Below are 26,010 nucleotides of genomic sequence, written 5' to 3' on the forward strand. Positions count from 1 at the left end.
CCGCGCCCACGAGGAGCCCGCGGTCCACCCCGCGGGCGGAGAACGTGGGGAACTTCGCGGCGAACAGGGGCCGCTCACGTCCGAGGATGAGGGGCCGCAGCGCCGCGTGCACGGCGATGGCGCCGCCCATCACGAACGCGAGCCGGTAATCCCAATCCCCCGCGATGTCGAGGAAGCCGAGGACGTTGGCCGGGTCCGTCATGCCGCTGATGCCCAGGCCGATGGCGAAGAGGAGGCCGCTGAGAAACGCACTGATGTTTGAACGCATGGAGGGCTTTCCCTAGAGGACGTGACGGATCAGGAAGACCGTGAGGGCGCCGGTGGCCATGAAGGTGAGCGTGGCCGCGATGGAGCGGGCCGAACCGCGGCTGATGCCGCAGACGCCGTGCCCGCTGGTGCAGCCGTTGCCCAGCCGCGAGCCGAACCCCACCAGCAGTCCGGCCCCCACCAGCAGCAAGGCGCCGCCCGCGCTCAAGGACGTGGGGGCCGGGAAGGAGCCAGGGCGCAGCCACGCCAGCAGCAGGCCCCCGGTGAGCAGCCCGGCGAGGAAGAGCACGCGCCAGGCGACATCCCCGCGCATGGGGGCCAGCAGCGAGCCCACCACGCCGCTGATGCCGGCGACCCGGCCATTGGCCAATAGGAGCAAGGAGGCGCTCAGGCCGATGAGCGCCCCACCCAGGAGGGGAGGGAGGAGGGAGGAGATCATGTCCCGTGAGAGCCAGATTCGGAGGTGGAGGATTCCGCCAGGGGAAGGCCCTGAATCCTTTTGCCCGACCCCTGGCTCTCAAGGACAGGAGGCTTCGACATGATTTTCCGCCAGCTTTTCGACGCAGAGTCCTCGACCTACACCTATCTCCTCGGCGACGAGTCCACGCGGCAGGCCGTCCTCATCGACCCTGTCATCGAGCAGGTCGACCGGGATCTGAAACTGGTGGGCGAGCTGGGCCTCACCCTCACCCACGTCTTCGATACCCACGTGCACGCGGACCATGTCACCGCGTCCGGCGTGCTGCGCGAGCGCACGCAGGCCACGGTGGTGGGGAGCAAGGGAGGAGCCGCCTGCGCCAACGTCCAGGTGGGCCACGGAGACGAGGTGCGCGTCGGGCAGTGCGTCTTCCAGGTGCTCGCCACCCCGGGGCACACGGACGACAGCGTCAGCTACCTGCTGGGCGACCGCGTCTTCACCGGGGACGCGCTGCTCGTGCGCGGCAACGGCCGCACCGACTTCCAGAACGGGAACGCGAGCCAGCTCTACGACAGCCTCACCCGCGTCCTCTTCCGCCTGCCGGATGAAACGCTCGTCTACCCCGCGCACGACTACCACGGTCACCTGGTGACGAGCATCGGCGAGGAGAAGCGACACAACCCGCGCGTCGCGGGCAGGAGCCGGGAGGAGTTCATCGAGGTGATGAACAACCTCCACCTGCCCAAGCCCAGGAAGATCGACGTCGCCGTCCCAGCCAACCGCGCCTGTGGGCACACGGCGCCTTCTCCGCAGGGGGCCTGAAGTCCCCTGCCCTTCCCAACAGGAGCAAGCCATGACACCCCATCACCCCTATCAGGACCTCACGCCCTCGCAGCTCGACACGCTCGGCCCCGAGGTGCGGCGCATCGACGTGCGTGAGCCGGACGAGTTCACGGGCCCCTTGAGCCACCTTCCCGGAGCGGAGCTCGTCCCGCTGGGCACGCTGGAGGCGGCGGCCGCGTCGTGGCCGCGGGAACAACCGCTGCTGCTCATCTGCCGCTCGGGTGGGCGCTCCGCGAAGGCGGCGCAGGCGCTCGCCCAGCGTGGCTTCAAGCACCTCTACAACCTGGCGGGCGGGATGCTCGCCGTGCGCGAACCCCGCGCGCCCCAGGGCTAGCGGAAACGGACCCCATGCCCATCCTCGGCTTCTCGCTCGCGGCCCTCATCGGCCTGTCGCTCGGCCTGCTCGGCGGCGGCGGCTCCATCATCACCGTCCCCATCCTCGTGTACGTCCTGGGCTTCGGGGCCAAGGAGTCCATCGCCATGGGGCTGGCCGTGGTGGGCGTCACCAGCCTCTTCGGCGCGGCGAGCCACTGGCGCCGGGGCAACGTCCAGCTCCGGGCGGCCCTCGTCTTCGGGGCGGTGGCCATGGCGGGCACCTACGCGGGGGCGCGTCTGGCCGCCTTCGTCTCGGGCACCTTGCAACTGCTGCTCTTCGCCACGGTGATGCTCGTGGCCGCCTTCTTCATGTTCCGCAACGGCCGCAAGGAGGCCGCGCTCGCCGCGAGAAAGGAGTCCGCGCCCGTGCCCGAGCCCCGCAAGGCGTCCTTCCCCGTCATGGCCCTGGCCGCGCTCGGCGTGGGCGGGCTCACGGGGCTCGTCGGAGTGGGCGGCGGCTTCCTCATCGTCCCGGCGCTGGTGCTCCTGGTGGGCCTCCCGATGAAGCAGGCGGTGGGCACGAGCCTGCTCGTCATCGCCCTCAACTCCTTCGTGGGCTTCGCCGGCTACCTCGGCCACGTCCAGGTGCCCTGGCTCTCCCTGGGCATCTTCACGGCCATCGCCGTGGCGGGCATCCTCGTCGGCACCTGGGCCACCCACTACGTCTCGCAGGCGGCCCTCAAGCGGGCCTTCTCCCTCTTCCTCGTCGTGATGGGCGCCTTCATCATGTTCAAGAACCGGGACGCGCTGGCGGGGTGGTGGTGAGACGCTGGGGATGACGCGCCCCGGCGTTCAATTCCTTTCAAAACCGGACCACCCTGTCTGCCCTTGAGGGCATGGACAGCGCAAGAATGGGCTTGCCGTACTTCACGGCAATCACCCCAGGGACCATTCCATGCGTTTGTCATTCATCGCGGCAGTGCTGTCGGTGGGCTTCTTCGCGGGCTGTGGCGGAGTGGAGCAGGAGGCGCAGGAGACACAGGATGTGACGGCCATGGCCCCGCCGCCGTGTGAGCGCGCCTGCATCACCATCTACAACCACTGTATGCGGACCGCGACGACGCCCGAGCGGCAGGCTTGGTGCGCGGAGGACCAGGACCGCTGCTTCGAGGGCTGCGACCTGGGCGCGGCGCCCGTGCAGGCCCAGCAGCTGCCGCCGTGCCAGGACGCCTGCTACAGGGAGTTCCTGGTCTGCGCGCGGGCCGCGAAGACGCCGGAAGACGCACTCGAGTGCGCCACCACGCGCAACGACTGCTACCAGATCTGCGAATAGAGTCCCGTTCAGGTCGATTCCACCTCTCCGAGCAGCCACACCTCCGTCCCAAGAGGAATGTCCTGCTTGGAGAGTGTGCCGAAGCAGAGCACATGCTGAGGACGTGACCGTCCGCCGAGTGGAATCTGCGCCAGCGCGACAGCTTGCAGGACGTCGCCCTCCGGCCGCCGTAACGCCACACGGAGCTCCATCTGAGCTCGCGCTCCCAGGTCCACCTCGGGAACGACAAGGATTCCGCGCCCCTGGATGTCGAAGGTGTCCTCGACCACCAGCAGTCGTCGTGCGCCGGGGACAGGAGCGACCGGCGCCGGGCTCGTGCGGTGTTCCAACTCGTCCCAGTCCCGGGGCTGTGTTGGCGAGGTAATGGGGAGAGGATAGACGAAGCGTGGTCAGGGGCGCTCAGGGGGACGCCTTCCCCGCAGGTCGCGCAGCACCGCGCGCGGCCCTTTCGTGACCAGCGTCATCAACATCGCCAGGACGAACAGCAGCAGCAGCAAGAGGATGGGGCCCAGCACGACGCCTCCACCGAGTCCCGCCACCGCCCAGCCGATTCCCGACCCGAAGCCCCACACCGCCCCCACCACGCCTCCAATGGCGGCCCCCGCGAGCATGACGGGTTCAATGAGGGTCATTGGGGATTCGCGTCGCAGTACACGTACTTCGTGCCGGGGGAGCAGCCCATGACGGCGCACTGCGGATCCTTCTTCGCCTCCTGGTCCTTCTGGATGAGCGCCTGGAGGTCGTCGCCCTTCGCGCAGGACAGACACTGCACCTCCGGCTCCACTCCGCCGCAGCAGCCACAACCACACGCGACGTAGGTCGCTTTGCAGTCCAGCGGCGCCTTCGCTTGCACACCGTAGTCGGCGGACTGGCAACCCCACCCCAGCGCGCCCGCCAGAAACAGCCCCATGAACATTCGCATGGAGTGAAGATAGGCGATGCATGCCACCCTGGCAGCCCGCCTCATCTCACTCAGCCATGATAGACTTTCAATCCCTGAAAGACGGGCCAACTCCAACCGGGGCGGACAATGCGAAAGTGCATCATCGGCGGACTTCTGTCGTTGGGACTGCTGGCGGGCTGCGGCGGTGTCGAAGCGGACGCGGACGTGGGAGAGGAGATCCCACTTTCGACGCGTGAGGATGCGCTGGACCTCTGCGCGGCCACCTTCCACGTCAAATACTACAGCGATGCCACCTATACGACGCAGGTGGGCAGGGAGATCTGCCTGGTCTGCAATCGGCAGGTGGGCCGGAGCGGCATCCGGACCCAGTTCCGGGAGTGGATCACGGAGCTGCAGGTGTGCGAGCCGTACGACCCCTAGCCCACCGGAGCGGTAGCCCGGCCGCGATGCTCCGCGGCCGGGTCACTCGCGAAACTACACGCGCCCTTCGGCCTTCTGCGCGCGCTCGATGCTCTCGAACAGGGCGCGGAAGTTGCCGCCGCCGAAGCCCTGGTCGCCCTTGCGCTGGATGATTTCGTAGAAGAACGGGCCCGCGTCCGCCTGCTTGTAGAGGCTCGCCGCGTCCTTCATGAAGATCTGGAGCATGTAGCTGCGCTCCTTGTCACCGTCGATGAGCACCTCCAGCTCGCGCAGGACGTTGATGTCCTCGTCGATCTTCTTGATGCCCATGTGCTGGATGCGCTCCGGCAGCGCGTCGTAATACGAGCCCGGCGTGGGCATGAACTGGATGCCCGCGTTCTGCCGCATGTCCTTCACGGAGGACAGGATGTCCTTCACCGTGATGGCCAGGTGCTGCACGCCGTCACCGCGGTGGTCCTCGTTGAAGATGTTGATCTGGCTGGCCTTGAAGAACGGGAACTTGGGCTCGTTGTTCGCGAACTTCACGCCGCTCTTCGGATCCCACATCACTTCCGACTTCAGGCCGCTGCCGTGGTCGCGCTTCTGCTGCGACGCCACGTCCTCGGTGTGGAACTCGATGTGCCAGAACTTCTCGAAGCCCATCACGTGCTCCATCCACAGGAGCATGGGCTTCATCGTCTGGAAGTTCGACGTGACGTGGTCCAGCTTGTCGAAGCCGTACTTGTTCTGGCCGCCCTTGGGCTGCGCGTGCACCTTGAAGCCCGGGTAGATGGACTTGTAGTTGTCCCGCTGCAGGAAGCGGAACGTGGTGTCGCCGAACGGCGTCGTGATGGAGAAGAACGACAGCTTTCCGCCCGCGTCGTCCGTGAAGCGCTGGATCTCCGTGATGAACGTGGCGCCGCGCTGCTCCAGCAGCTTGAACGCCTTCTCCACGTCCTCCACTTCGAAGTTCAGCGTGCCCACGCCGTCCGGGTGCTTGCGCAGGTAGCGCCACGCGCGGCCGCCCTCGCCCACGGGCTGGCTCACGACCAGGGCAATCTCACCCGCCTGGAACAGCGCGGACTTCTGCTTGCCGTGCGCGTCCAGCTCCGGCCCGGACACCGCCACCTCCGCGAAGTCCAACCCCTTCGTGTAGAACTGGCGGCTGCGCTCCAGGTCATGCACGTACCAGTGGATGCTCTCCAGGGCCTTGATGCCCAGCGATTCCTGCTTGGCCATGTCGCTGACTCCTCGTGGTGATGAAGAAGATGATTCGTGACTACGCCGGCTGAGCGTCGGGCTGCCGGTCCGGCTGCGCCGCCTGGAAGGCGGGGAGTTCGTTGCACGCCGCTTCAATCCGCAGCAGCGTGGGATAGGGCTTCAGGTCTACACCGAACCGGCGGGCCCCGTAGAGCTGCGGAACCAACAGCACGTCCGCGAACGACACTCCGTCCCCCACACAATAACGCCCCGCCGTCGCCTGCACCGCCGCCTCCAGCGCCGTCAGCCCGTGCGCGTTCCAGTGCGCCGCCCAGGCCTTCTCGTCCGCCTTCAGCTCGTTCTTGATGCGCAGCGTTACCGACGTGTTCTGCAACGGCTGCATGCCGGCGTTCACCATCTCCGCCAGCATGCGCGCCTTCGCGCGGAGGTACGCGTCGGTGGGCAGGAGGGCGGGCGAGGGCACGCGCTCCTCCAGGTATTCCAGGATGGCCATGGACTCGGACAGCTTGCGCGCCTGCCCGTCCGCTTCCGTCCACTCCAGCGTGGGCACGCGGGCCATGGGGTTCACCGCGCGGTAGTCCGCTGAGAACTGCTGGCCGCCGTCCTTGAGCAGGTGCACCGACAGGTACTCGAAGGGGAGCCCCTTCCAGTTCAGCGCGATGCGCGCGCGCCAGGACGCGGAGGAGCGCCAATAACTGTGCAGCTTCAGGTTCTTCATGGCGCCTTCACCACCGTCTGGGAGATGCGGCCGAAGAGGCTGTGCCCCTCGCCATCCAGCATTTCAATCTCGATGGTGTCCCCGGGCTTCATGAAGGACGTCTTCGGCTTCCCTTCGTCGATGGTCTCAATCATCCGGCGCTCGGCGAGGCACGAGATGCCGCGCGAGCGGTCCTCGTTGGACACCGTGCCGCTGCCCAGGATGGTGCCCGCGGTGAAGGCGCGCGTGCGCGTCAGGTGCTGGATGAGGTCGCGGAAGGAGAAGTGCATCTCCGGGCCCGCGTCCGCGTCGCCCACGAGCTGGCCGTTGAGCGTGCTGCGCATGCGCAGGTGCACGCGGCCTTCCGTCCACGCCGCGCCCAGTTCGTCCGGCGTCAGCGCGAAGGGGCCGAACGCGGTGGCGGGCTTGCTCTGGAAGAAGCCGAAGCCCTTGGCCAGCTCCTCCGGGATGAGGTTCCGCAGGGACACGTCGTTGGCGATCATCACCAGCTTGATGTGCTTGTCCGCGTCCTCGGCCTTCGTGCCCATGGGCGTGTCGCCCAGCACGACGCAGACCTCGCTCTCGAAGTCCAGGCCCCACGCCTCGTCGCGCAGCGGGATGGCCTGAGTGGGCGCCAGGAAGTCGCCGGAGCCGCCCTGGTACACCAGCGGATCCGTGCGCAGCGTGGCCGGAGGCTCCGCGTTGCGCGCCTTGCGCACCAGCATCACGTGGTTGATGTACGCGCTGCCGTCCACCCATTCGTAGGCGCGCGGCAGGGGCGCGTGCAGCGCCTTCACGTCCAGCGGGCGGCTCTGCACCGCGCCGGCTTCCAGTTGCTGCGCCAGCGCGCGCAGCTGCGGCTCCTTCGCGTCCCAGTCATCCAGGGCCGCTTGCAGCGTGAGGGCCACGTTGGTGGCCAGCGCATAGGCGGAGTTGTCCCGCTTGACGACGACGAGCCGCCCGTCGCGAGTTCCGTCCTTGAGCGTCGCGAGCTTCAATTTCGCGCTCCCTCGGCGGCCTGCGGGGGAGGAAGGGGGAGGCCGCCTGACCCGACGGGCTTTTCCGCCGGGCAACCAGGCGAGTCAAGCACGCCCGTTGAACGCGGCGCGGCATCCTTCCTCCCACCAGCAACATTGCTGGCCGCTCGCATTCGCGTGGCTGTCGGCTAAGGACGATGCGCGGGCCTCCGCACGTCAGGGCATCGTGGAAACCCACGTGTTCGCCTGTCGGGCCGCCTGCTCCACGAACGGACAGGGGGCACCAGGGGACAGGGGCGGGAAGTGGGAGCGTGCCGACTGTTCAAATCCCGAGCAGCGCGCGCACGCGCGGGCCGCTCCCCCCTGGCAGGGACCCGGGCGGAAACCCAGCTTGTGGAAGAGGGACATCCGGCCGACCACGCCGCCGGGGCGGCGCGGTTTGGGGGCTCGCGAGGGCATTGAATGGCGCAAGGCTTCCAACAGGCCGGCGACACCCCCAGGGAGCCACACCCGGGCCAGCGGCTGGGCAACCGCTACGAGCTGCGCCAGCGGGTGAAGGCGGGCCGGGGCATCTCCACCTGGCAGGGGTTGGACCTGCTCACGCACGAGCGCGTGCTCGTGAAGGTCACCGCCCTGTCCGCCTTCGTCCCCACGTCCCGCCACCGGCTGGAGCACGAGGCGGAGGTGCTGTCGCGGCTGCACAGCCCCGCGCTGGTGCCCGTACGGCACCTGGGCACCTCCGACGAGCTGCTCTACCTGGTCACCGCGTGGGTGGATGGCGAGACGTTGGCGGAGCGCCTGCGGCGCGGCCCGCTGTCCCTGCCGGAAGCCATCGTCCTGGGCCAGCGCCTGCTCAATGCGCTCGCGGCGGCGCACCGCGAGGGCGTCCTCCACCGCGACTTGAAGCCCTCCAACATCCTGGTGCGCGACTTCCCGTTGTCCGCCGCGTGGCTCACCGACTTCGGCCTGTCTCGCAGCGAGCGGTTGGATCCGTCCCTGCGCGACCTGCCCGTGGGCACCGCGCGCTACATGTCCCCGGAGCAGGCGGGGCTCATCAACCGGCCGGTGGAGGCGCCGTCGGACCTGTACGCGGTGGGCCTGGTGCTCTTCGAGGCGCTGTCCGGCCGCCCTGCCCTGGAGGGCGCGACAGTGGGTGAGGTGCTGCGCCTGCACCTCACCGCGCACCCGCGCCTGAGGCCCGTGGGCGTGGAGGTGCCGCTGGCGATGGAGGAGCTCATCGCGCGGCTGAGCCAGACGGATCCGCGCGACCGCTACCAGTCCGCGGACGCCGCGCTCGCGGACCTGAACGCGCTGGAGGCCGCGCTGTCCCGGGGTGAGGCGGAGCCCGCGCTCGTCACCGGCGCGCACGACCACCGCCAGAGCCTCACCGAGCCGTCCTTCGTGGGCCGCCGCGAGGAGCTGTTGACGCTGGAGCGCGAGCTCGAGCACGCGCGCGAGGACGGCTCGCGCGCGGTGGTGGTGGAGGGCGAGTCCGGCGGCGGCAAGAGCCGGCTGCTGGAGGAGTTCTCCGCCCGGGCCGCGGGCCAGCGCGCGTGGGTGCTGCATGGGCAGGCGCAGGACCAGGCCGCGCAGCGCCCCTTCCAGCTCTTCGCGGGCGTGGCGGAGGGCATCGCCGCCGCCGTGCGCGAGGAGCCCGCGCTGGGCGCGCTCCTGAGGGAGAGGCTCGCGGGCCAGGAGGCCGGCCTGTGCACGGTGCTGCCCCCGCTCACGGAGGTGCTCCTCCCGGACTCGCGGACGCCGAGGTCCCAGGGGCTGGGGCCGGAGTCCCTGAGCGAGAGCCGCAGCGTGTGGTGCCTCACCTCGCTGTTGAGCGCGCTGGGCACGCCGGACGCGCCCGCGGTGGTGGTGCTGGAGGATTGCCAGTGGGCGGACACGCTCACCCTGCGCGCGCTGGAGGCGTGGTCGCAGGGCCGCCGCGCCGGGGACGGACGGCTGCTGCTCATCGTGTCCTTCCGCAGCGAGGACATCCACGCGGACCACGTGCTGAGGCGCCTGGCACCGGGCGCGCACCTGAAGCTGTCCGCCTTTGGCGCGGCGGAGGTGGCGCTGCTGGCGGAGTCCATGGCCGGCGTGCTGCCGCAGGAGGCCGTGGAGCTGGTGACGCGGCTGGCGGAGGGCAATCCGTTCATGGCCTCCGCGGTCCTGCACGGGCTGGTGGAGGACGGCGTCCTCATGCCCGGCCCGGACGGCTGGCGGGTGCAGCCGGAGGCGATGGCGCACGCGCGCTCGTCGCGACAGGCGGCCACCTTCCTGGTGCGGCGCCTGCGCCTCCTGCCACCGGAGTCCCTGCACGTGCTCAGCGTGGGCGCCGTGCTGGGCAAGTCCTTCGACGCGAGGGCGGTGGCGGCCCTCTCCGGCACGCCGCTGGACGCCGTCACCACCGCGCTGGAGCCCCCGCGCCGCCGTCACATGCTGTGGACGGAGGGCACGCGCTTCACCTTCGTGCACGACAAGCTGCGCGAGGTGCTGTTGGACCTGCTCTCCCCGGAGGAGCGCCGGGAGCTGCACCGGCTGGCCGCGAGGGCCTCCCAGCAGTCCGTGCCCACCGACCCGTTCGAGCTGGCCTACCACTTCGACGCGGCGGGTGAGCGCGCGCAGGCCCTGCCCTACGCGCTGGTGGCCGCGGAGCAGGCGCGCCAGCGCTTCTCATTGGACAGCGCGGAGGTGAACTACCGCATCGCCGAGCGCGGCGCTTCAGGCGCGGACGCGCACACCCGCTACCGCATCGCGTCCGGGCTGGGCACCGCGCTGATGATGCGCGGCCGCTATGACGAAGCGCAGCGGCAGCTGGAGGCCGCGCAGGCCCTGGCGCGCGACCGGCTGGAGCAGGGCCGCACGCTGGGCCACCTGGGCGAGCTCGCCTTCAAGCGCGGCCAGACGGTGCAGGCCAACGCCTACCTGGAGCAGGGCCTGAAGCTGCTGGGCCGCTGGGTGCCGCCCGGCACGCTGACCACCGGCGCCAGCGCGGCGTGGGAAATCCTCACGCAGGCCGCGCACACCGTGGCGCCGCGCCTGTGGCTGGGCCGCAAGTCCCTGGCGCGAGGCGAGGAGGACCTGCTCGCGGTCAACCTCTACAGCCGGCTCGCGTACGGCTACTGGTACCAGCGGGGCCGCGCCGCGGTGCTGTGGGCACACCTGCGAGACATGAACCTGGCGGAGCGCTACCCGCCCACGCCGGAGCTGGCGCAGGCCTACTCCGCGCACTCGCCCGCGCTCACCACCCTGCCGTGGTTCCAGCGCGCGTACGCGTACGCGGAGAAGTCACTGGCCCTGCGTCAGCAATTGGGCGACGTGTGGGGCCAGGGCCAATCGCTGCACTTCTATGGCCTGGCCCTCTACGCCTCGTCGCGCTTCAAGGAATGCATCGAGAAGTGCCGCGAGGCGGTGCGCCTGTTGGAGCGCACCGGCGACCCGTGGGAGGTGAACAACGCCACCTTTCAAATCGCCATGTCACTCTACCGCCTGGGCCGCCTGAAGGAGGCCGCGGCGGTGAGCCAGAAGCTGCACGCGGCGGCGCTCGCGCTGGGGGACCGGTACTCGCTGCGCCTGGGCCTGGAGGCGTGGGCCAAATCCACCGGGGGCCGCATCCCCGCGGCGCTGCTGGAGACGGAGCTGGCGGCGCCCACCGCCACCGACCCGCAGTCCTTCGCGGGCGTGCTCCAGGCGGAAGGCCTGCGCCTGTTGCGTGAGAACGAACCCGCGCGCGCCGCGGAGGTGCTGGAGCGCGCCGAGCGCGTGGTGGAGGACGCGCACCTGCGTCAGGAGTACGTGGCCCCCATCACCCCGTGGCTCGCCACCGCGCGCCGTCGCCTGGCGCAGCAGGCCAGCCCCCTCAACCCCAGGCAGCGCGAACGGCTTCTCAAAGAGGCGGATGGCGTGGCGAAGCGCGCCCATGACGTCGCGCGCACCTACCGCAACAACCTGCCCCATGCGCTGCGCGAGCGCGGACTGATGTGCGCGCTGCGAGGCCGGCCCGCGCGGGCCCGCAGGTACCTGGACGAAGCCCTGCGCGTGGCCGAACAGCTGGAGATGCGCCAGGAGCGCGCGCTGACGCTCCAGGCCCGCGGCGAGGTGGCCCGGGTGCAGGGCTGGCCCGGTGCCGCGCGCGACCTGGAGACGTCGGCGCGCGAATTGGAGGCCATGGAGGACGGCCTGCACAAGGGGACGGAGCACGGCACCGGCGTGGAGACGCTGTCGCTGGTGGACCGCTTCCCTCGCGTGCTGGAGGTGGGGCGCAGGCTCGCCTCCGCCCTGTCGCGCGAGGCCGTCTTTGAAACCGCGCGCCAGTCCATGCAGGAGCTGCTGCGCGCGGAGCGCTGCGCCGTGGTGGATCCGCGCGCGGTGGTGTCCGAGGAGGACGCGAAGAACCAGGGCCTCAGCCGCACCGCGCTCGCACGCGCGCTGGAGACCGGCCGCATCACCGTGCTGGGCCAGGGACTGCCCGGCGGCATCAGCGAGAGCATGGAGCTGCTCGGGGTGCGCTCGCTCTTGTGCGCGCCCCTCCAGGTCCGAGGCAAGACGGTGGCGTGCGTGGTGGCCAGCCACCGCAAGGTGGGCTCGCTCTTCGGCGAGGACGAGGAGCGCCTGGCGTCCTTCGTGGCCGTCCTCGCGGGCGCGGCGCTGGAGAACGCGGAGAACTTCGAGCGCGTCGCCGCCCTCTCCGAGGAGCAGGGCCGCCTGTACCGCGAGGAGCAGGAGGCCGTGCGCCGGCGAGACGACTTCCTGTCCATCGCCGCGCACGAGTTGAAGACGCCGCTCACGTCGCTGCAGCTGCACATCCAGGGGCTCCAGGCGAAGGCCAAGGGCGCGCCCATGCCTCCGGAGAAGCTGACCGCGAAGCTGGAGTCCGCCTTCTCGCAGACCCAGCGGCTGGGGAAGCTGGTCAACGACCTGTTGGACATCTCCCGCATCGCGCAGGGCCAGCTGCACATCAAGCGCGAGGACGTGGACCTGGTGGCGCTGGTGCGCGCCCAGCTGGAGCGCAGCCGCGAGGCCCTGGTCCGCGCCGAGTGCGAGGTGCGCTTCCACGCCAGCGAGCCACGCCTCATCGGCCACTGGGACGCGCTCCGGCTGGAGCAGGTGGTGGGCAACCTCTTGACCAACGCCATGAAGTACGGCGCGGGCAAGCCGGTGGAGGTGACGCTGGACGGCGACGCGACGGACGTGCGCCTGGAGGTGCGCGACCACGGCATCGGCATCGCGGAGGAGGACCGGGCGCGCATCTTCGAGCGCTTCGAGCGCGCGGTGTCCGTGCGCCACTACGGCGGCTTCGGCCTGGGCCTCTGGATTGTCCGCGAAATCGTCCAGGCGCTGGGTGGCAACATCGACGTCGCCGGCGCCCCGGAGCAGGGCTCCACCTTCACCGTCACCCTGCCCCGCTCCGGCTCGCCGATGCACTGACTAGCGGCGCGTCACTTCCAGGTAGATGACGTTGTCCTGCGAGTCGCGGAACAGCCGCACGTTGTCCACCTGCTCCAGCGGCGTCTCCGACAAGAGGTCGCGCATGCCGTCCTCGCCCCGGTAGGTGAGCCACCAGTCCATGAAGGCCTCCATGTAGCCCGTCTCCGGCGGGTGCACCGCGAAGTTGGCCACCAGCAGGCGTCCGCCCGGGCGCAGCATCTGGAAGAGCAGCGCGGTCAGGCGCGCGGCCACGGAGTCCGACAGGTAGTCGTACAGCCCGGCGGAGTACGCGAAGTCCAGGTCCGCGAACGCCACCTTGCCCGCGAGCAGCGAGCGGACCGAGCCGCACACCGGCCGCACGATGCCGCCCGGGTGCAGGCGCGAAATCTCCGCCAGGCTCACCGGGTCCTGGTCGAACGCGATGAGCTCCTGGAGCCGGCGCTCCGCCACCGCGCGCGACGCCTCCGCCTCCCTCAGGTGCCCGCACGCCACCGACAGCACGCGCCCGTCGGGCCGTCGCCCGGCAGTCTCGTCCATCATCCGAGCGAGCAGCTCCCGGCGCTCGCGCACGCTCCGCGCGGACGGCTGCCCGTGCATGTAGCGGTAGATTTCGCGGCCCGCGTGCAGTTCGTCCGCCGCGTGGTCCATGTAGAGGTAGTCAATGAGGGCCGCGTCACCCGCGTAGCCACGTGGCCGTTCGAAGGCGTGCCGGGTGAAGGGGCACTGGTGCAGGAAGGGGCGCATGGGGTGCTTGCGCGCCAGCTCCTGGCAGAAGCGCTTCCACACCTCCGGGCTCCACTGCCGCCGCCGGTGGATGAGTCCCCCGTGAAGGGCGGTCATCCCGGCATGCAGCGTCTCGTCCGGACCCTGCATCATCCGGGAGTGCAGGCTGTCCAGCCACTCTCGCGCCTCCGTGAACACTTCCTCTGGTAAAGGCGCCTCTTCCCGGGGGGGATTCACCAGGACGAGGTGGTTGGCTTCAGGCGCGACTGGGAGAGCCGCGCCGTGGACCGACAGGATGGGCTGGCGCATGGGCATCATCCTGACAACCTGGGAGTGGGGGTCATTCACTTCCCGAGCCCGCGCCTTTCGCCAGGCCCGCCTCCAGTCAGCCGGCCGGGGCTCCCCTGCACCACCCGGCCCACACCGGCCGCACGTGGCGTGACGCACCGGGTCCGTGTGGCCCTCCAGTCACGGTTCTACCCGCAAGGTCCGACAATCCCCGCTCCGGGGGAGGGATTGCGGGGGGGCGCGGTATCCGGCGACAGGCACTGCGGTTAGGATGGCGCGCCCCGCCTGGAAGAGAGCCGCAAGCCGCGCATGAAGATTGAAATCGCCCACCTGCCCCACGACATCATCGAGATCATCTATCCGTCGGAAGTGACGCCGAAGGACGTGACCGAGTACGTCGAGCAACTGAAGAAGGACATCACCGCCCGCGGGGGCTCGGAGTGGTCCGCGCTGGTGGACCAGTCCAGGTTGCGGGTGATGCCCTCCACGGTGGTGGGGGAGATGGCCCGGCTGAACGCCTACGCCCAGCAGCGCGGCATGAAGCGCTCCGCGCGCGTGGTGAGCGACCCCGGCAGCGGCCTGCAGGCGTGGCGCATGACCAAGAACGCCGGCCTCACCATCCCGGCGAAGACCTTCGAGACCCGCTCCGAGGCCCTGTCCTGGCTCGAAGCCCCTGACGCGGACTGAAAGCAGAACCCCCGACATCCCCTACCCCCGGTCCTTCCATGCGACCGCACGGGTCCGTCTACGTCTTCCAGTAACACCCCCTTTCTTCGCTGTATCTGTCGCCGTACCCGTCAGGAGTCACCCCGCATGTCCGTGTCCGCCCCCGCCCGCCGCGCGAAGCTGCTCGGCACCCTGTTCTGTACCCTCACCGCCCTGGCCTGCGGGCCGGCTCCCGAGTCCGGTTCGCCGGAGCAGCAGCCCGCGCTGAACGAGTCGAACGCGCCGGTCGTCTACGGCAACGACGACCGCATGGAAGTCTACGCGCACCCCAGCGCGACGCTGCAGGACCGGGCGCGTCAGTCCACCGTGGCGCTGCTGACGCCGGACTTCATCGACGACTCGAACCCGAACAACATCATCGTGGACCAGACGCCGCTGAGCGAGTGGGAGGGCCTGTGCACCGACCAGCGCTTCTACAACGACCCGGCGCCGGCCTTCTGCTCGGGCACGCTCATCGACGATGACCTGGTGCTGACCGCGGGCCACTGCGTGACGAGCGCGGCGGAGTGCGCCGACACGCGCTTCGTCTTCAAGTTCTACAAGACGTCGGAGAACACGCTGGAGACCATCACCAGCCAGGACGTCTTCTCCTGCAAGAGCATCGTGGTGCGCCGGCAGTCGTCGAACAGCGCCGGCGACCTGGACTACGCCATCATCCGGATGGACCGCTCGGCGGCGCCGCGCTTCACCCCCGCTCCGGTGCGCGCGGGCAACACCGCGATGACCGTGGGCCAGAACGTGGCCGTCATCGGCAGCGGCAGCGGTCTCCCGGTGAAGATCGACTCGGGCGGCTCCGTCCGCGCGGTCAACTCCGGCCTCAAGGACTACTTCGTCGCGACCACGGACACCTTCGCGGGCAACTCCGGCTCCGCCGTGTACGAGACGGCCACCAACACCATCGCGGGCATCCTGGTGCGCGGCGACGAGGACTACGTGCTGCGCTCGGGCCAGGGCTGCTACGAGGTCAACGTGTGCTCGGAGACGGGTTGCGGTGGTGAGGAGATCACCTACGTGAACCAGGCCATCACGGCGTTCTGCGCGGCCAACACCAACGTGCGGCTGTGCAACACCACGCCGCCCCCCGCGACCAACTACGTCTTCACCGCGTCCAACACCTCCAGCGCCACGCGCAGCACCATCAACGGCACGGTGACGCTCAAGGCCGGCGACAAGCTCACCGTGGGCACCTGCGGCGTCACCGGCGCGGCCCTCACCAGCGGGGACTCCTTCCTGCGCCTGCGCGGCCCGACGGGCACGGAGGTCGCCTCCAACGACGACGGCTGCGGCAGCGGCTACGGTTCGAAGATCAGCTACACGGCCAGCGTCGCGGGCACCTATGAAGTCCGCGCCGGTTGCTACCAGGCCGGCAGCTGCGCCGGCACGGTGGCGTGGGAGATTGTCTCGGGCGGCACGACGACGCCCGCGAGCGGCACCCAGGCCTTCAACGTCAGCGACACCGCCAACGCCACGCGCAACACGCAGAACGCGAACGTGGACATCGCCCCCGGCCAGACGCTGACCTTCGGCAGCTGCGGCGTGGGGAGCGCGACGGGCACCGGTGACACGGTGGTGCGCCTGTTCAACGCCGCCGGCCAGCAGGTGACGTTCAACGACGACGCCTCCGGCTGCGGCTCGCTGTCCCGCGCGTCCTACACCGCGCCGGCGAGCGCGGGCGGCGCGTACCAGATTCGCGTGGGCTGCTTCGGCAGCGAGGCGTGCAGCGGCACGCTGGCCTGGACCCTCCAGTAGCCTCCCGCGTCTGAGCTGTCCTTCCGGGCCTGTCGCTCCCTCGTGATACGGGGAGGGACGGGCCCGGTGTCTTTTGGCGCCCAGCCGCTCCTGCCCCGGGGGCTTCCCTCCCCACCCGAGGCTTGACACCTTGGAGGGCGAGGTCTAACGCAAGGCGCCATGAGCACACCCCGCTTCCCGCCGTCGCCCCGCCGCCCCGTGAGCACCGAGGGTCCGCTGCGAGTCCTGCTGCTGGAGAACATCCACGCCTCGGCCCAGGAGATGCTGAAGGTGGAGGGTTTCGAGGTGGAGCGGCTGTCCGCCGCGCTCAAGCCGGAGGACCTGGCGGAGCGGCTCAGGGGCGTGCACCTGCTGGGCATCCGCAGCAAGACGACGGTGCCGGAGGAGGCGCTGAAGTACGCGGAGGACCTGCTGGCGATTGGGGCCTTCTGCATCGGCACGAACCAGGTGGACCTGCTCGCCTCCAGCGTGCACGGCGTGCCGGTGTTCAACGCGCCGTTCAGCAACACGCGCAGCGTGGCGGAGATGGTGCTGGCGGAGGTGGTGGTGCTGACGCGCCAGCTCTTCGACCGCAGCCGCGAGGTGCACACGGGGCAGTGGCGCAAGGTGGCCACGGGCAGCCACGAGGTGCGCGGCAAGACGCTGGGCATCATCGGCTACGGGCACATCGGCTCGCAGCTGGGCGTGCTGGCGGAGGCGCTGGGCATGCGCGTCCTCTACTACGACGTGATGACGAAGCTGCCGCTGGGCAACTCGCGGTCGGTGGCCACGCTGAACGCGCTGCTGGCGGAGTCCGACTTCGTGACGCTGCACGTGCCGGCGCTGGCCTCCACTCACCTGATGATGGGCGCGGAGCAGCTGGCTGCCATGAAGCCGGGCGCGTGCCTCATCAACGCCAGCCGCGGCACGGTGGTGGACATCCCGGCGCTGGCGCAGGCGCTGCGCTCCAAGCACCTGGGAGGCGCGGCGGTGGACGTGTATCCGGAGGAGCCGGAGGGCAATTCCGACGGCTTCGTGACGGAGCTGCAGGGGCTGCCCAACGTGGTGCTCACGCCGCACATCGGCGGGTCCACGGAGGAGGCGCAGGCGTCCATTGGCAAGGAGGTGGCCACGTCGCTGCTCAAGTTCGTGAAGGGTGGCGCGACGACGGGTGCGGTGAACTTCCCCAACGTGGAGGCGCCCATCAACCCGGGCACCCACCGCATCATCAACGTGCACCGCAACACGCCGGGCGTGCTGCGTGACATCAACCGCATCGTGTCCGACCTGAACGCCAACATCCACGCGCAGGTGCTGAGCACGGACGCGAACGTGGGCTACCTGGTGATGGACCTGGACCAGGACGTGTCCCGCCAGGTGTGCGAGGCCATCGCCGGGCTGGAGACGGACATCAAGACGCGCATCGTGTCCTGAAACGCCGGGCGCTGGACCGCGCCCTCAGGCGTCCAAAATCTTCCCCGGGTTGAGGATGCCCGCGGGGTCCAACGCGCGCTTGAGGGTGCGCAAGAGCTCCATCTCCCCGGGCGCGCGCGTGTAGTCCAGATAGTCCTTCTTGAGCAGGCCGATGCCGTGCTCGGCGGAGATGCTGCCGCCGTGCTTGCGCACGAGGTCGAACATGGCGTGGTCGGACTGCTTCGCGTGGGCGAAGAAGTCCGCCTTCTCCACCGCGTCCGGCTTCATCACGTTGACGTGCAGGTTGCCGTCACCGATGTGGCCGAAGAGGCAGATCTCCCAGCCCGGGTAGCGGCTGGCGAAGATGGCATCCAGCTCCGCGCAGAACGCCTCCAGGTTCGCCACCGGCAGGGAGATGTCGTTCTTGTGCAGCACGCCCGTGGCGGACAGGCTCTCGCTGATGGACTCGCGCAGGGACCACAGCTCCTGCGCCTGCGCCGCGCCCTGCGCCTGGGTGCCGTCGGTGACGAGCCCGCGCTCGAAGAGGGAGCCGAGCCACGCCTCCACCGCCGCCGGGTCACCGCCCTCGGACTCCAGCAGGACGTAGCAGCCGCTGGGGGCCTCGAAGGGCGAGCGCAGCTTGCGGTGGCGCTGCACGCGGGCCAGGCACTTGTCGGTGAAGAACTCGTAGGCGGAGAGCACCAGCGGCGCCTGGCGCGCGTCTCGGAACAGCCGCAGCACGGCGGCCACGTCCGGCACCGCGAAGAGGAAGACGTCCTGCTTGCCGGGCAGCCGCGTCAGCTTGAGCGTGGCCTCCGTGATGACGCCCAGCGTGCCCTCGCTGCCGATGAAGAGCTGGCGCAGGTCCGCGCCGGTGTTGTTCTTCTCCAGCGCGCCGTTGAGCTCCAGCACCTGCCCCTGCGCCGTCACCACCTGGAGGCCCAGCACCCACTGCCGGGTGAGGCCGTAGCGAATGACCTTCACGCCGCCCGCGTTGGTGGCGATGTTGCCGCCCACGGTGCTGCTGCCCTTGGACGCGAAGTCCACCGGCCAGGTGAGCCCGTGCGGCGCGCAGTGCTGGTGCACTCCTTCCGTCACCGCGCCGGCCTGCACGCGCACCGTGTTGCCCAACAGGTCCACGGGCTCCATGCGGGTCATCCGCTTGAGCGACAGCACCACCTCGCCGTGCATGGCCACCGCCCCGCCCGCCAGGCCCGTGCGCCCGCCGGAGGGCACCAAGGCAACGCGGTGCTGGTGGCACAGCGCCACGAAGCGGGCCACCTCCTCCGTGGTGCGAGGAAAGACCACCGCACCCGGCGCAGGGGCGTACACGCGCGTCCAGTCGCGGCCGTACTCCTGGAGCTCCGCGGGCTCCCGGGTGAGGAAGTCGGCGGGGAAGGACTCGGCGATGGCGCGGAGGAAGTCGGCGGGCAGCGCGGCGGTGGACATGGGTCCAGGCGTATTGCACGCCCCGGGGCATGACAAGCCCGGCGGCGCCCCGGCGCACAGGGCCTGACGCATGCCGGGCCGGAAAAGAGCCAAGGAGTCCGGCTCTCTCCGTATAGGGCTCGGACGCCGCGCCCCCGTCGCGGCCCTGCCCTTTCGAGGAACATCCATGTCGTCGCTCCGCGCACTCGCCCTGCTGGCCACCCTGTTCCTTGCTCCGAGCACCGCCCGGGCCCAGACCCAGCCGGAGCAGCCCGACTGGGGCGTGCCCTATGTCTTCGCGACGGTGGACTCCTACACCACGGGCCCCATGGCGCTCGAAGTCACCGGGACGCTCGTGGGAGAGAGCACGCCGCGCACCTTCCGGTTCTGGGCGGGGGGGTACTCGAACGAGGCGAGCGTCTCCGTGGAGGCGGAACGGTGTGACCGGCTGGCGCTGCTCGCCATGACCCGGCCAGGGCGCTTCCTGTTCACGTGGAAGTGGGAGAACTCCGCCACCAACTACGTGACCTGCACGCTGACCCGCCAGTAGCCCGGGCCCTCTTCCATGGACACGCGGATGCGCATGATGCGGACGTGGGTGTGGCTCGCCCTGGGACTCCAGCTTGGCTGTGGTGGCGGCGTGGGTCCCCGGGACCTGGACGGCGACGGCCATCCGGCGGAGCTGGACTGCGATGACGCGAACCCCACCATGTGGCGGGCCGTCACGGGCTACGCGGACACGGACGGGGACGGCATTGGAGACGCGGCCCAGCCCGTCACCTGCGTAGGCGACACGACAAAGGGTTGGGCCCAGGAGGCGGGTGACTGCGCCCCCGGGGATGCCACCCGCTGGCGCTCGGTGCCGGGGCTGTATCCAGACGCGGACGGAGACGGGGCCACGGGCACGGGGCCGGTGACGGCCTGCGTGGGAGCCACGGTCGCGGGCTACCAGGAGCAGCCGGGCGCGCCTGACTGCGATGACGGGGATGCGGAGGTGTCGGCCCTGTCACAGGTGTGGGCGGACACGGACGGGGACGGCGTGGGCGCGGGGATGGCCATCGCGTGGTGCCCGAGCCGGGGACGCCCGCCGCCCTCGGGGTACGCACTCACCGAGGGCGACTGCGCGCCCGGAGATTCGAAGCGCTGGCGGATGCTCCCCTTCACGCACCGGGACGCGGACGGGGACGGACTCGCGGTGGCGATGGAGGGCACGGTGTGCTCGGGCGAGCAGCCGCCCTTGGGCTACGACACCGTGTCCGACCCGGAGGACTGCGACGACCGCGACGCGAATCGCACGGTCCGGGTCGAGCGCTGGTTGGATCCGGACGGGGATGGCTACGGCGACGGAGCGCCGGTGCTCCGCTGCGCGGGTCCGGGGGAGTCCGCGCCAGGAGAGACCTTCCGGGGCGGGGACTGCGCGCCAGGTGACGGCACCCGCTGGCGGCATCTGTACTACGCCGCGCGGGATGCGGATGGCGACGGCCGCCTGGCACCGGCGAAGGGCGAGGTGTGCAGCGGCTTCTGGCTGCCCGCGGGCTATGCCTGGGAGGAGCGCGACGACGACTGTGATGACGCGAACGGAGCGGTGTACTTCACCTGGAGCGTCCACGCGGACGCGGACGCGGACGGCGTGGGGTCCGGCGTGGCGGTCTCCGTCTGTGGCGGGGCGACCGTGCCCACGGGCTACTCCACGCAGGACACCGACTGCGCGCCCCAGGACGCGACCGCGTGGCGGATGCGGAGCTTCACCCACCGGGACGCCGACGGCGACACGTACACCGTGGCCCAGAGCGGTACGGTCTGCTCGGGCACGACCCTGCCCGCGGGCCATGCCTCCCAGCCGCTGTCGGGCGAGGACTGCGACGACTCGAACGCCACCGTCTACCGGAGCCTGAAGGCCTACTCGGACACGGATGGAGACGGCGTGGGCGCGGGAGCACCGACGGTCCTCTGCACCAACGGCCAGGTTCCCAGCCCCTGGTCCGACCGTGGCACGGACTGCGCCGAGGAGGATGCGGCGCGCTGGCAGAAGCTGACGGCCCTCCACGCGGACCGGGATGGGGACGGCGTCACCGCGCCCATCCCCGCGCAGTTCGTCTGCTCGGGACAGGCGTTGCCCGCGCCCTACTTCTTCAAGGCCGTGGGCCAGGACTGCGATGACGCGGACGCGGCCCGCTACCGGTGGACCTACCTCTACCGCGACCAGGACGCCGACGGCGTCGGGGCCACGCCCCGGCAGATGACGTGCATCGGCCAATCGGTGCTCGCCGGCTGGTCGCGGTACGGGGATGACTCGGATGACCAGGACGCCGCCGTCCAGACGGACGAGGCCGCGGAGGAGGAGCTGAGCCTCATCCTGGACCTGTGAGCCCTACGCCTCGAGGAAGGCCAGCAGTGCTTCGTTGATGACGTCCTGGTTGACGGAGCACATGCCATGGCTGAAGCCGGGGAAGACCTGGAGCTTCGCGCCCTTCACGAGCGCGGCGGTGAGGCGCGCCGAGTCGTCGATGGGGACCATCTGGTCGTCATCGCCGTGCATCACCAGCGTGGGCACGTCGATGCGGGCCAGGTCGGCGCGGAAGTCCGTCTCGGAGAAGGCCTTGATGCAGTCGTACTCGGCCTTGAGGCTGCCCATCAGTCCCTGGAGGCGGAAGCTCTCGCGCAGCCCTTCCGACACCTTCGCGCCGGGCCGGTTGAAGCCGTAGAACGCCAGGCTCAGCTCCTTGAAGAAGCTGGAGCGGTCCCCGCGCACGCCCGCGCGGATGTCATCGAAGGCCTCCATGGGCACACCCTTGGGGTGCCAGTCCGTCTTGAGCATGATGGGCGGCACCGCGCCGATGAGCACCGCCTTCGCCACGCGCCCGGTGCCGTGGCGCCCGATGTAGCGGACCACCTCACCACCGCCCGTGGAGTGGCCCACGTGGACGGCCTTGCGCAGCCCCAGCGCGGAGGTCAGCTCCGCCAGGTCATCCGCATACGTGTCCATGTCGTGGCCATCCCACGGCTGGGAGGAACGCCCGTGTCCCCGGCGGTCATGGGCGAGGGTGCGGTAGCCGCGCTCGGACAGGAACAGCATCTGGCCCTCGAACGCGTCGGCCGTGAGCGGCCAACCGTGCGAGAAGACGACGGGCGGACCCTCCTTCGGGCCCCAGTCCTTGAAATAGAGCTGGGTGCCATCGCGCGTGGTGAGGAAGCTGCCGGAGATTCTTCCCGTCTGCGTTTCACTGGTCATGTGCCCGTCCTTCGAGGTGGCGAGTCCAACCGCCTGCGACGGTCCGTATTTCCCCTCGATGCCGGGCATTGCGCGTTGGGGGTCAAGCCCTCAGTGTCGCTGACGCGGGCCCGCGTGGCCGTCATCCCCGTCGCGGTGCCAGTAGGACGCGGCCTTGACCCACTCCGCCGGGTGGCCGCGCTCCTCGATGACGTAGGTCCGCAGCTCGCGCACCCACTCCGCCTCGCCCGCCAGCCACACGAAGCCATCCCCCGGCGGAGGCGTGAACTTCGCCAGTTCGCGCCGCAACAGCGCGCCATCTCCGGGCCCCGGCTCTCCACGCACCACCCAGGTCGGGTGCCAGGAGGCCTTCGTGACGAAGGTCTGCTGCTCGGACGCGTGGGCCACGACCGCCACGGTCGTCACGGGGACGCCCGGACGCAGCAGCTCCACCCGGCGGCCGAGCGCCGGCAGCGCGCTCTCATCGCCCACCAGCAGGTACCAGTCGAAGTCATCGGGCACGAGCTGCGAGCCCTTCGGTCCGCCAATCTCCAGCGTGGAGCCGACCTTCGCGCCGGCGGCCCATTCCGTCGCGGGACCGGAGCCGTGCAGCGCGAAGTCGATGGTCAGCGTCTGGCCGCGGTTGTCGTAGGCGCGAGGCGTGAAGTCACGCATCACCTGCTCCCCCGCCTGCGGGAAGAACAGCTTGATGTGGTCATCTGGCGACGGGCTGCTGAAGTCCGCCAGGTCCGGCGACGCGAAGTGGATGCGCCGCATGCGAGGCGTCACGGACTCCACGCCACTGACGACCAGGCTGCGCCGCCGCAGCTCGTGGCGCACGCGAACGATTTGATGCAGGTCCTGGGTGCTCATGAGCGGAGCCTCTCGATCTTCTGCGCGGCCTCGTCGATCAACGCCGCCACGTCGAGCACGACCTTCTTGTCGACGCCGGGCGACAGCGTGTCGAACAGCACGCTCTTCAGGTTCTGCATCGCGCGCCGGACCGGAGCCGCGTCCGTGCGCTCGCGAAGCTCACCGGCCTCTGCGAGCCGTCGCAGCAGCCCCTCCACTACCTTCGCGTTCTCCGCGAGCAGCGCCTTGCCCTGTGCCGTGATGGCGAAGAGCTTGCGCTGCGTGTCCGTCGTGTCCGGCTCGCCCACCAGCTCCATGTCCTTGAGCAGGGTGAGCGTGGGGTAGATGACCCCGGGGCTGGGGGCATACACGCCCCGGCTCAAGCCCTCGATGGCCCGGATGAGGTCGTACCCGTGCCGGGGCTCCGCGTTGATGAGGTGGAGCAGGACGAGGCGCAGCTCGCCGCCCTCGAACATCCGATGCCGCCCACCGCCGGGGCCGCCGTGCCGCCCCCGGTGGCCCTCCCCGCGCTCATGGTGATGCCAGTGCTCCGAGTCGCCCCGGTCTCTTCCGTGTCTGCCGCGCATGTCGCGTCCTCTCAGGGGTTCAAGATACCTTCCAGATGGCTCTGAGATATATCTCAGCATTATCTGGTGCAACCCGATCTGCGGGCACCCTGCCGGGCCAGCCCTCGGGTCATACGTCGCCCAGTCTGGCGGGCTTGTCAGGGCTGACCGCTATGAACGGGCTCTGCACGCCGCACCGGAGCGCAGCCAGGAGGCAAGAGCGATGGGCAAGCGCGGGCGGGCGGTTCGGTGAAGGGCCTGGGAGTGGACGATGCGCGCTGACGTCCTGCTCGGGTGCATGGCACTGCTCCTCACCGGCTGCGCTTCGTTGCCTCCCGGGCCCGGAAGGACGCTGAGCTACACGTCCCGCACGGAGACTGACGCCCCTGGAGTACGAGCGTCGAACGACGAGGCACCGCGTGCATCTGCCTCGGAGCCGAGGGTCACGCCCCGCGAGGAAGCGCCTCCCCTGTACCGCCGCAAGACCGTCCGCGAAGCGGTGACGGGGGTACGCCCCGTTCGTGCGGTGGCCCTGGCGGACGTCACCCGCTCCGACGACGTGCAACCGGATGCCTGGGAGCAGTTGCTGACGAACGCGGGACTGGAAGCGCGAGACGAACGCACCCTGGGAGGCACGCTGACGCCTACTCAAGCGGCGCGACTGATGGGAGTGCTCCTGGGCAAGCCCGTCACGTTGAGCACCTTCCCGCCTCGCATGGCCGCGGGCTTCCTCCTGCGCGAGGTGATGGAGGGAGGCGAAGTCACCCGGAAGGAGCTGTCGCGACGGGTGGAGCGATTCTCCCGGGAGCAGGTCGCGGTGTTGAGACCGGATGGCTACCTCGCGTGGGCACTCACCGGGAGTACCCAACAGAAGGTGGCAACGGTCGAATGGAAGGACGGCGCCTTCCGAGCGCATGGCTTCGAACTGGGCCGCTTCTACAGCGGTAAGGGCGGCGTCTTCCGGAACGTGGACGCGCAGCTTCAGGCTTCGGATTGGCGGCCCCTGGCCGAGGTGTACGACGACGCGGACGTCATCAGCCGCACCCTGGATGGAGCCGAGGACGCCGTCGTGGAGCTGTACCACGCGCTGGGACAGTTGCTCACGCGCCCCGTGGACAGCATCGCGGGATTGAGCCACCTGCCAGCGGGCGTGGCGGCGCTCATCGCGGCATCGCCCGCGTACTGGGAGCGCTTCCAGTCCATGACCCGTGGCGAGCAGATCCGCGAAGTGTCGCGACTGACGACGGGGATGCTCGTCACCTGGGGCGCGGCGTCGGCCACGACACGGACGTTGAAGGGGATGGCGGTGGGCGCGGAGGCCACGCTGCCAGTGCTCTCGATGTCGGCGGAAGGCGTGCTGGCGTTGGAGCGCGTCTCGGTGTCAGCGGGGCGCGCGGCGGCAGCGCTGAGCGGCGGGCCAGGTGCGGCCATCATTCTCCAACGCGTTGATGACTCCGCGGGCTCAGGAGGTGGCGACGATGGAGGCCCACAAGGGACAGGTCCTTCAAGCGGGCCGAAGGGTTACTCGTCCTTCAAGTCCTTCAAGCGGGCCATGGGACCTGCGGGTGACGGAAAGGAGTGGCACCACATCGTGGAGCAGACCGAAGGGAACGCGACCCGCTTTGGGCCACATGCTCTCCACAACAGCGAGAACATCGTCGCACTTGGCAAGGATGTTCACAGTGGAGTGAGTTCTCTCTACTCGTCGAAGCGGCCTAGACTCACGAACTCGGAAACCCTGACTGTGAGACAGTGGCTGAGCACTCAATCCTTCGAAGCGCAACGAGACTTCGGATTGGTGGCGATCCAGCACGTGACGAGAGGAATCTGGTGACGGACCTCGAAAAGTGGGTGGAGGAGTTCGCGCTGAACGTGTCAGCGCAGACGGCAGCCATCGCGCGTGGAGATGCCAAGGCGGGGAACAAGCATGCGGATCGTTACATCGCTGCTGTTCGGAAGTTGAAGGGGCAGGGAGATGCGGGGCGGGATGCGCTTGCGGTGCTGCTCAAGCACCCTGACAAGGACGTCAGCACCATGGCGGCGGCATACCTCTTGAGGCATCGGACGGCCGAATCGAAGGCTGTCCTAGAAGAGGCTGCGCAAGGTGAAGGGTTGATCGCCTTTGAAGCCGCGCAGGTGCTGAAGAACTGGGAAGCAGGTGTTTGGGCGCTGGATCCGGGATGATCTTCCAAGGCGCGTGGCGTTGAGGACAGAGGCACGCTGATCATTCTGCCCCCCGAGCACATCGCACTGACGCTGACAAACGGCCCGGGCAACAGG

Annotated in this window: 26 protein-coding genes; 13 read left to right on the top strand and 13 right to left on the bottom strand. The window is 69.8% G+C overall.

From position 1 onward, the window contains the following. On the bottom strand, positions 1-268 hold a 268-nt coding region (locus D7Y11_RS21660), incomplete at its 3' end, for a DUF6691 family protein (protein ID WP_368773799.1). A gap of 12 nt (positions 269-280) precedes the next feature. After that, on the bottom strand, positions 281-706 hold the full coding sequence (locus tag D7Y11_RS21665) for a YeeE/YedE family protein (RefSeq protein ID WP_126934662.1): 426 nt from the start codon (positions 704-706) through the stop codon (positions 281-283). A gap of 99 nt (positions 707-805) precedes the next feature. Between D7Y11_RS21665 and D7Y11_RS21670 the strand changes: the two genes are divergently transcribed. From D7Y11_RS21670 to D7Y11_RS21685, 4 genes are all read left to right on the top strand, one after another. After that, positions 806-1,507 carry an MBL fold metallo-hydrolase gene (locus D7Y11_RS21670; protein WP_120581480.1) on the top strand — a complete coding sequence of 234 codons (702 nt, stop codon included), beginning with the start codon at positions 806-808 and terminating at the stop codon, positions 1,505-1,507. 31 nt (positions 1,508-1,538) lie between these two features. Then, the gene (locus D7Y11_RS21675; RefSeq protein WP_120581481.1) at positions 1,539-1,862 is read left to right on the top strand and encodes a rhodanese-like domain-containing protein; all 324 of its coding nucleotides are present in this window, start codon (positions 1,539-1,541) and stop codon (positions 1,860-1,862) included. 14 nt (positions 1,863-1,876) lie between these two features. Then, entirely contained in the window at positions 1,877-2,668 is a 792-nt protein-coding gene (locus D7Y11_RS21680) for a sulfite exporter TauE/SafE family protein (protein WP_126934663.1), read from the top strand. 130 nt (positions 2,669-2,798) lie between these two features. Next, positions 2,799-3,176: a hypothetical protein gene (locus D7Y11_RS21685; RefSeq protein WP_120574585.1), complete on the top strand. Its 378-nt coding sequence runs from the start codon at positions 2,799-2,801 to the stop codon at positions 3,174-3,176. 8 nt (positions 3,177-3,184) lie between these two features. Here D7Y11_RS21685 and D7Y11_RS21690 read toward each other — a convergent pair whose 3' ends face one another. The 3 genes from D7Y11_RS21690 to D7Y11_RS21700 all read right to left on the bottom strand — a co-directional run bounded on the left by D7Y11_RS21690 (position 3,185) and on the right by D7Y11_RS21700 (position 4,086). Beyond that, positions 3,185-3,445 (bottom strand): hypothetical protein, encoded by a 261-nt coding sequence (locus D7Y11_RS21690; protein ID WP_120574584.1) that lies wholly within the window; start codon positions 3,443-3,445, stop codon positions 3,185-3,187. A gap of 120 nt (positions 3,446-3,565) precedes the next feature. Next, positions 3,566-3,808 carry a hypothetical protein gene (locus D7Y11_RS21695; protein WP_126934664.1) on the bottom strand — a complete coding sequence of 81 codons (243 nt, stop codon included), beginning with the start codon at positions 3,806-3,808 and terminating at the stop codon, positions 3,566-3,568. Then, the gene (locus D7Y11_RS21700; protein ID WP_126934665.1) at positions 3,805-4,086 is read right to left on the bottom strand and encodes a hypothetical protein; all 282 of its coding nucleotides are present in this window, start codon (positions 4,084-4,086) and stop codon (positions 3,805-3,807) included. The genes D7Y11_RS21695 and D7Y11_RS21700 overlap by 4 nt, the downstream gene beginning before the upstream one ends. Positions 4,087-4,206: 120 nt before the next feature. On the opposite strand from D7Y11_RS21700, the gene D7Y11_RS21705 reads away from it, so the two are divergent. Then, positions 4,207-4,500, top strand: coding sequence for a hypothetical protein (locus tag D7Y11_RS21705; RefSeq protein ID WP_120574581.1), 294 nt, complete (start codon positions 4,207-4,209; stop codon positions 4,498-4,500). 54 nt (positions 4,501-4,554) lie between these two features. On the opposite strand, the gene hppD is transcribed toward D7Y11_RS21705, so the two are convergent. From hppD to D7Y11_RS21720, 3 genes are read right to left on the bottom strand one after another with little or no spacing between them, the layout of a single operon-like run. Continuing rightward, entirely contained in the window at positions 4,555-5,718 is a 1,164-nt protein-coding gene (gene hppD, locus D7Y11_RS21710; protein ID WP_121776541.1) for a 4-hydroxyphenylpyruvate dioxygenase, read from the bottom strand. A gap of 40 nt (positions 5,719-5,758) precedes the next feature. Continuing rightward, positions 5,759-6,418, bottom strand: a complete 660-nt coding sequence (maiA, locus tag D7Y11_RS21715; RefSeq protein WP_121776540.1) for a maleylacetoacetate isomerase — start codon at positions 6,416-6,418, stop codon at positions 5,759-5,761. Then, positions 6,415-7,395, bottom strand: a complete 981-nt coding sequence (locus tag D7Y11_RS21720) for a fumarylacetoacetate hydrolase family protein (protein WP_121776539.1) — start codon at positions 7,393-7,395, stop codon at positions 6,415-6,417. The genes maiA and D7Y11_RS21720 overlap by 4 nt, the downstream gene beginning before the upstream one ends. 441 nt (positions 7,396-7,836) lie before the next feature. On the opposite strand from D7Y11_RS21720, the gene D7Y11_RS21725 reads away from it, so the two are divergent. Then, positions 7,837-12,795 carry an ATP-binding protein gene (locus D7Y11_RS21725; RefSeq protein WP_126934666.1) on the top strand — a complete coding sequence of 1,653 codons (4,959 nt, stop codon included), beginning with the start codon at positions 7,837-7,839 and terminating at the stop codon, positions 12,793-12,795. Here D7Y11_RS21725 and D7Y11_RS21730 read toward each other — a convergent pair whose 3' ends face one another. Beyond that, the gene (locus D7Y11_RS21730) at positions 12,796-13,827 is read right to left on the bottom strand and encodes a class I SAM-dependent methyltransferase (RefSeq protein ID WP_126934667.1); all 1,032 of its coding nucleotides are present in this window, start codon (positions 13,825-13,827) and stop codon (positions 12,796-12,798) included. A 288-nt stretch (positions 13,828-14,115) separates the two neighbouring features. On the opposite strand from D7Y11_RS21730, the gene D7Y11_RS21735 reads away from it, so the two are divergent. The 3 genes from D7Y11_RS21735 to serA all read left to right on the top strand — a co-directional run bounded on the left by D7Y11_RS21735 (position 14,116) and on the right by serA (position 17,694). Further along, positions 14,116-14,493 (top strand): STAS/SEC14 domain-containing protein, encoded by a 378-nt coding sequence (locus D7Y11_RS21735; RefSeq protein WP_120574576.1) that lies wholly within the window; start codon positions 14,116-14,118, stop codon positions 14,491-14,493. Between the two features lie 126 nt (positions 14,494-14,619). Then, positions 14,620-16,281, top strand: coding sequence for a serine protease (locus D7Y11_RS21740; protein ID WP_120574575.1), 1,662 nt, complete (start codon positions 14,620-14,622; stop codon positions 16,279-16,281). 159 nt (positions 16,282-16,440) lie between these two features. Next, positions 16,441-17,694: a phosphoglycerate dehydrogenase gene (serA, locus tag D7Y11_RS21745; RefSeq protein WP_120574574.1), complete on the top strand. Its 1,254-nt coding sequence runs from the start codon at positions 16,441-16,443 to the stop codon at positions 17,692-17,694. 24 nt (positions 17,695-17,718) lie between these two features. Here the strand turns inward: serA and D7Y11_RS21750 are convergent, their stop codons facing one another. Next, positions 17,719-19,122: an FAD-binding oxidoreductase gene (locus tag D7Y11_RS21750; protein WP_121752954.1), complete on the bottom strand. Its 1,404-nt coding sequence runs from the start codon at positions 19,120-19,122 to the stop codon at positions 17,719-17,721. Between the two features lie 166 nt (positions 19,123-19,288). On the opposite strand from D7Y11_RS21750, the gene D7Y11_RS21755 reads away from it, so the two are divergent. After that, on the top strand, positions 19,289-19,651 hold the full coding sequence (locus tag D7Y11_RS21755; protein ID WP_120574572.1) for a hypothetical protein: 363 nt from the start codon (positions 19,289-19,291) through the stop codon (positions 19,649-19,651). A 27-nt stretch (positions 19,652-19,678) separates the two neighbouring features. After that, entirely contained in the window at positions 19,679-21,469 is a 1,791-nt protein-coding gene (locus tag D7Y11_RS21760) for a hypothetical protein (protein ID WP_121752955.1), read from the top strand. 3 nt (positions 21,470-21,472) lie between these two features. Here D7Y11_RS21760 and D7Y11_RS21765 read toward each other — a convergent pair whose 3' ends face one another. From D7Y11_RS21765 to D7Y11_RS21775, 3 genes are all read right to left on the bottom strand, one after another. Beyond that, positions 21,473-22,333 carry an alpha/beta fold hydrolase gene (locus tag D7Y11_RS21765; protein WP_121752956.1) on the bottom strand — a complete coding sequence of 287 codons (861 nt, stop codon included), beginning with the start codon at positions 22,331-22,333 and terminating at the stop codon, positions 21,473-21,475. A gap of 90 nt (positions 22,334-22,423) precedes the next feature. Further along, a complete protein-coding gene (locus D7Y11_RS21770) occupies positions 22,424-23,185 on the bottom strand; it encodes a siderophore-interacting protein (RefSeq protein ID WP_121752957.1) in 762 nt (253 codons plus the stop codon). Continuing rightward, on the bottom strand, positions 23,182-23,751 hold the full coding sequence (locus D7Y11_RS21775) for a PadR family transcriptional regulator (RefSeq protein WP_233596596.1): 570 nt from the start codon (positions 23,749-23,751) through the stop codon (positions 23,182-23,184). Before D7Y11_RS21775 ends, D7Y11_RS21770 begins: the two co-directional genes overlap by 4 nt. A gap of 250 nt (positions 23,752-24,001) precedes the next feature. Between D7Y11_RS21775 and D7Y11_RS45205 the strand changes: the two genes are divergently transcribed. Beyond that, positions 24,002-25,564 carry a hypothetical protein gene (locus D7Y11_RS45205; RefSeq protein WP_126934668.1) on the top strand — a complete coding sequence of 521 codons (1,563 nt, stop codon included), beginning with the start codon at positions 24,002-24,004 and terminating at the stop codon, positions 25,562-25,564. Beyond that, entirely contained in the window at positions 25,558-25,914 is a 357-nt protein-coding gene (locus D7Y11_RS21785; protein WP_120574592.1) for a DUF2019 domain-containing protein, read from the top strand. Before D7Y11_RS45205 ends, D7Y11_RS21785 begins: the two co-directional genes overlap by 7 nt. The last annotated feature ends 96 nt before the right edge of the window (positions 25,915-26,010 follow it).

The sequence above is a fragment of the Corallococcus sp. AB018 genome, assembly GCF_003986945.1.
Classification (GTDB): Bacteria; Myxococcota; Myxococcia; order Myxococcales; family Myxococcaceae; genus Corallococcus; species Corallococcus exiguus.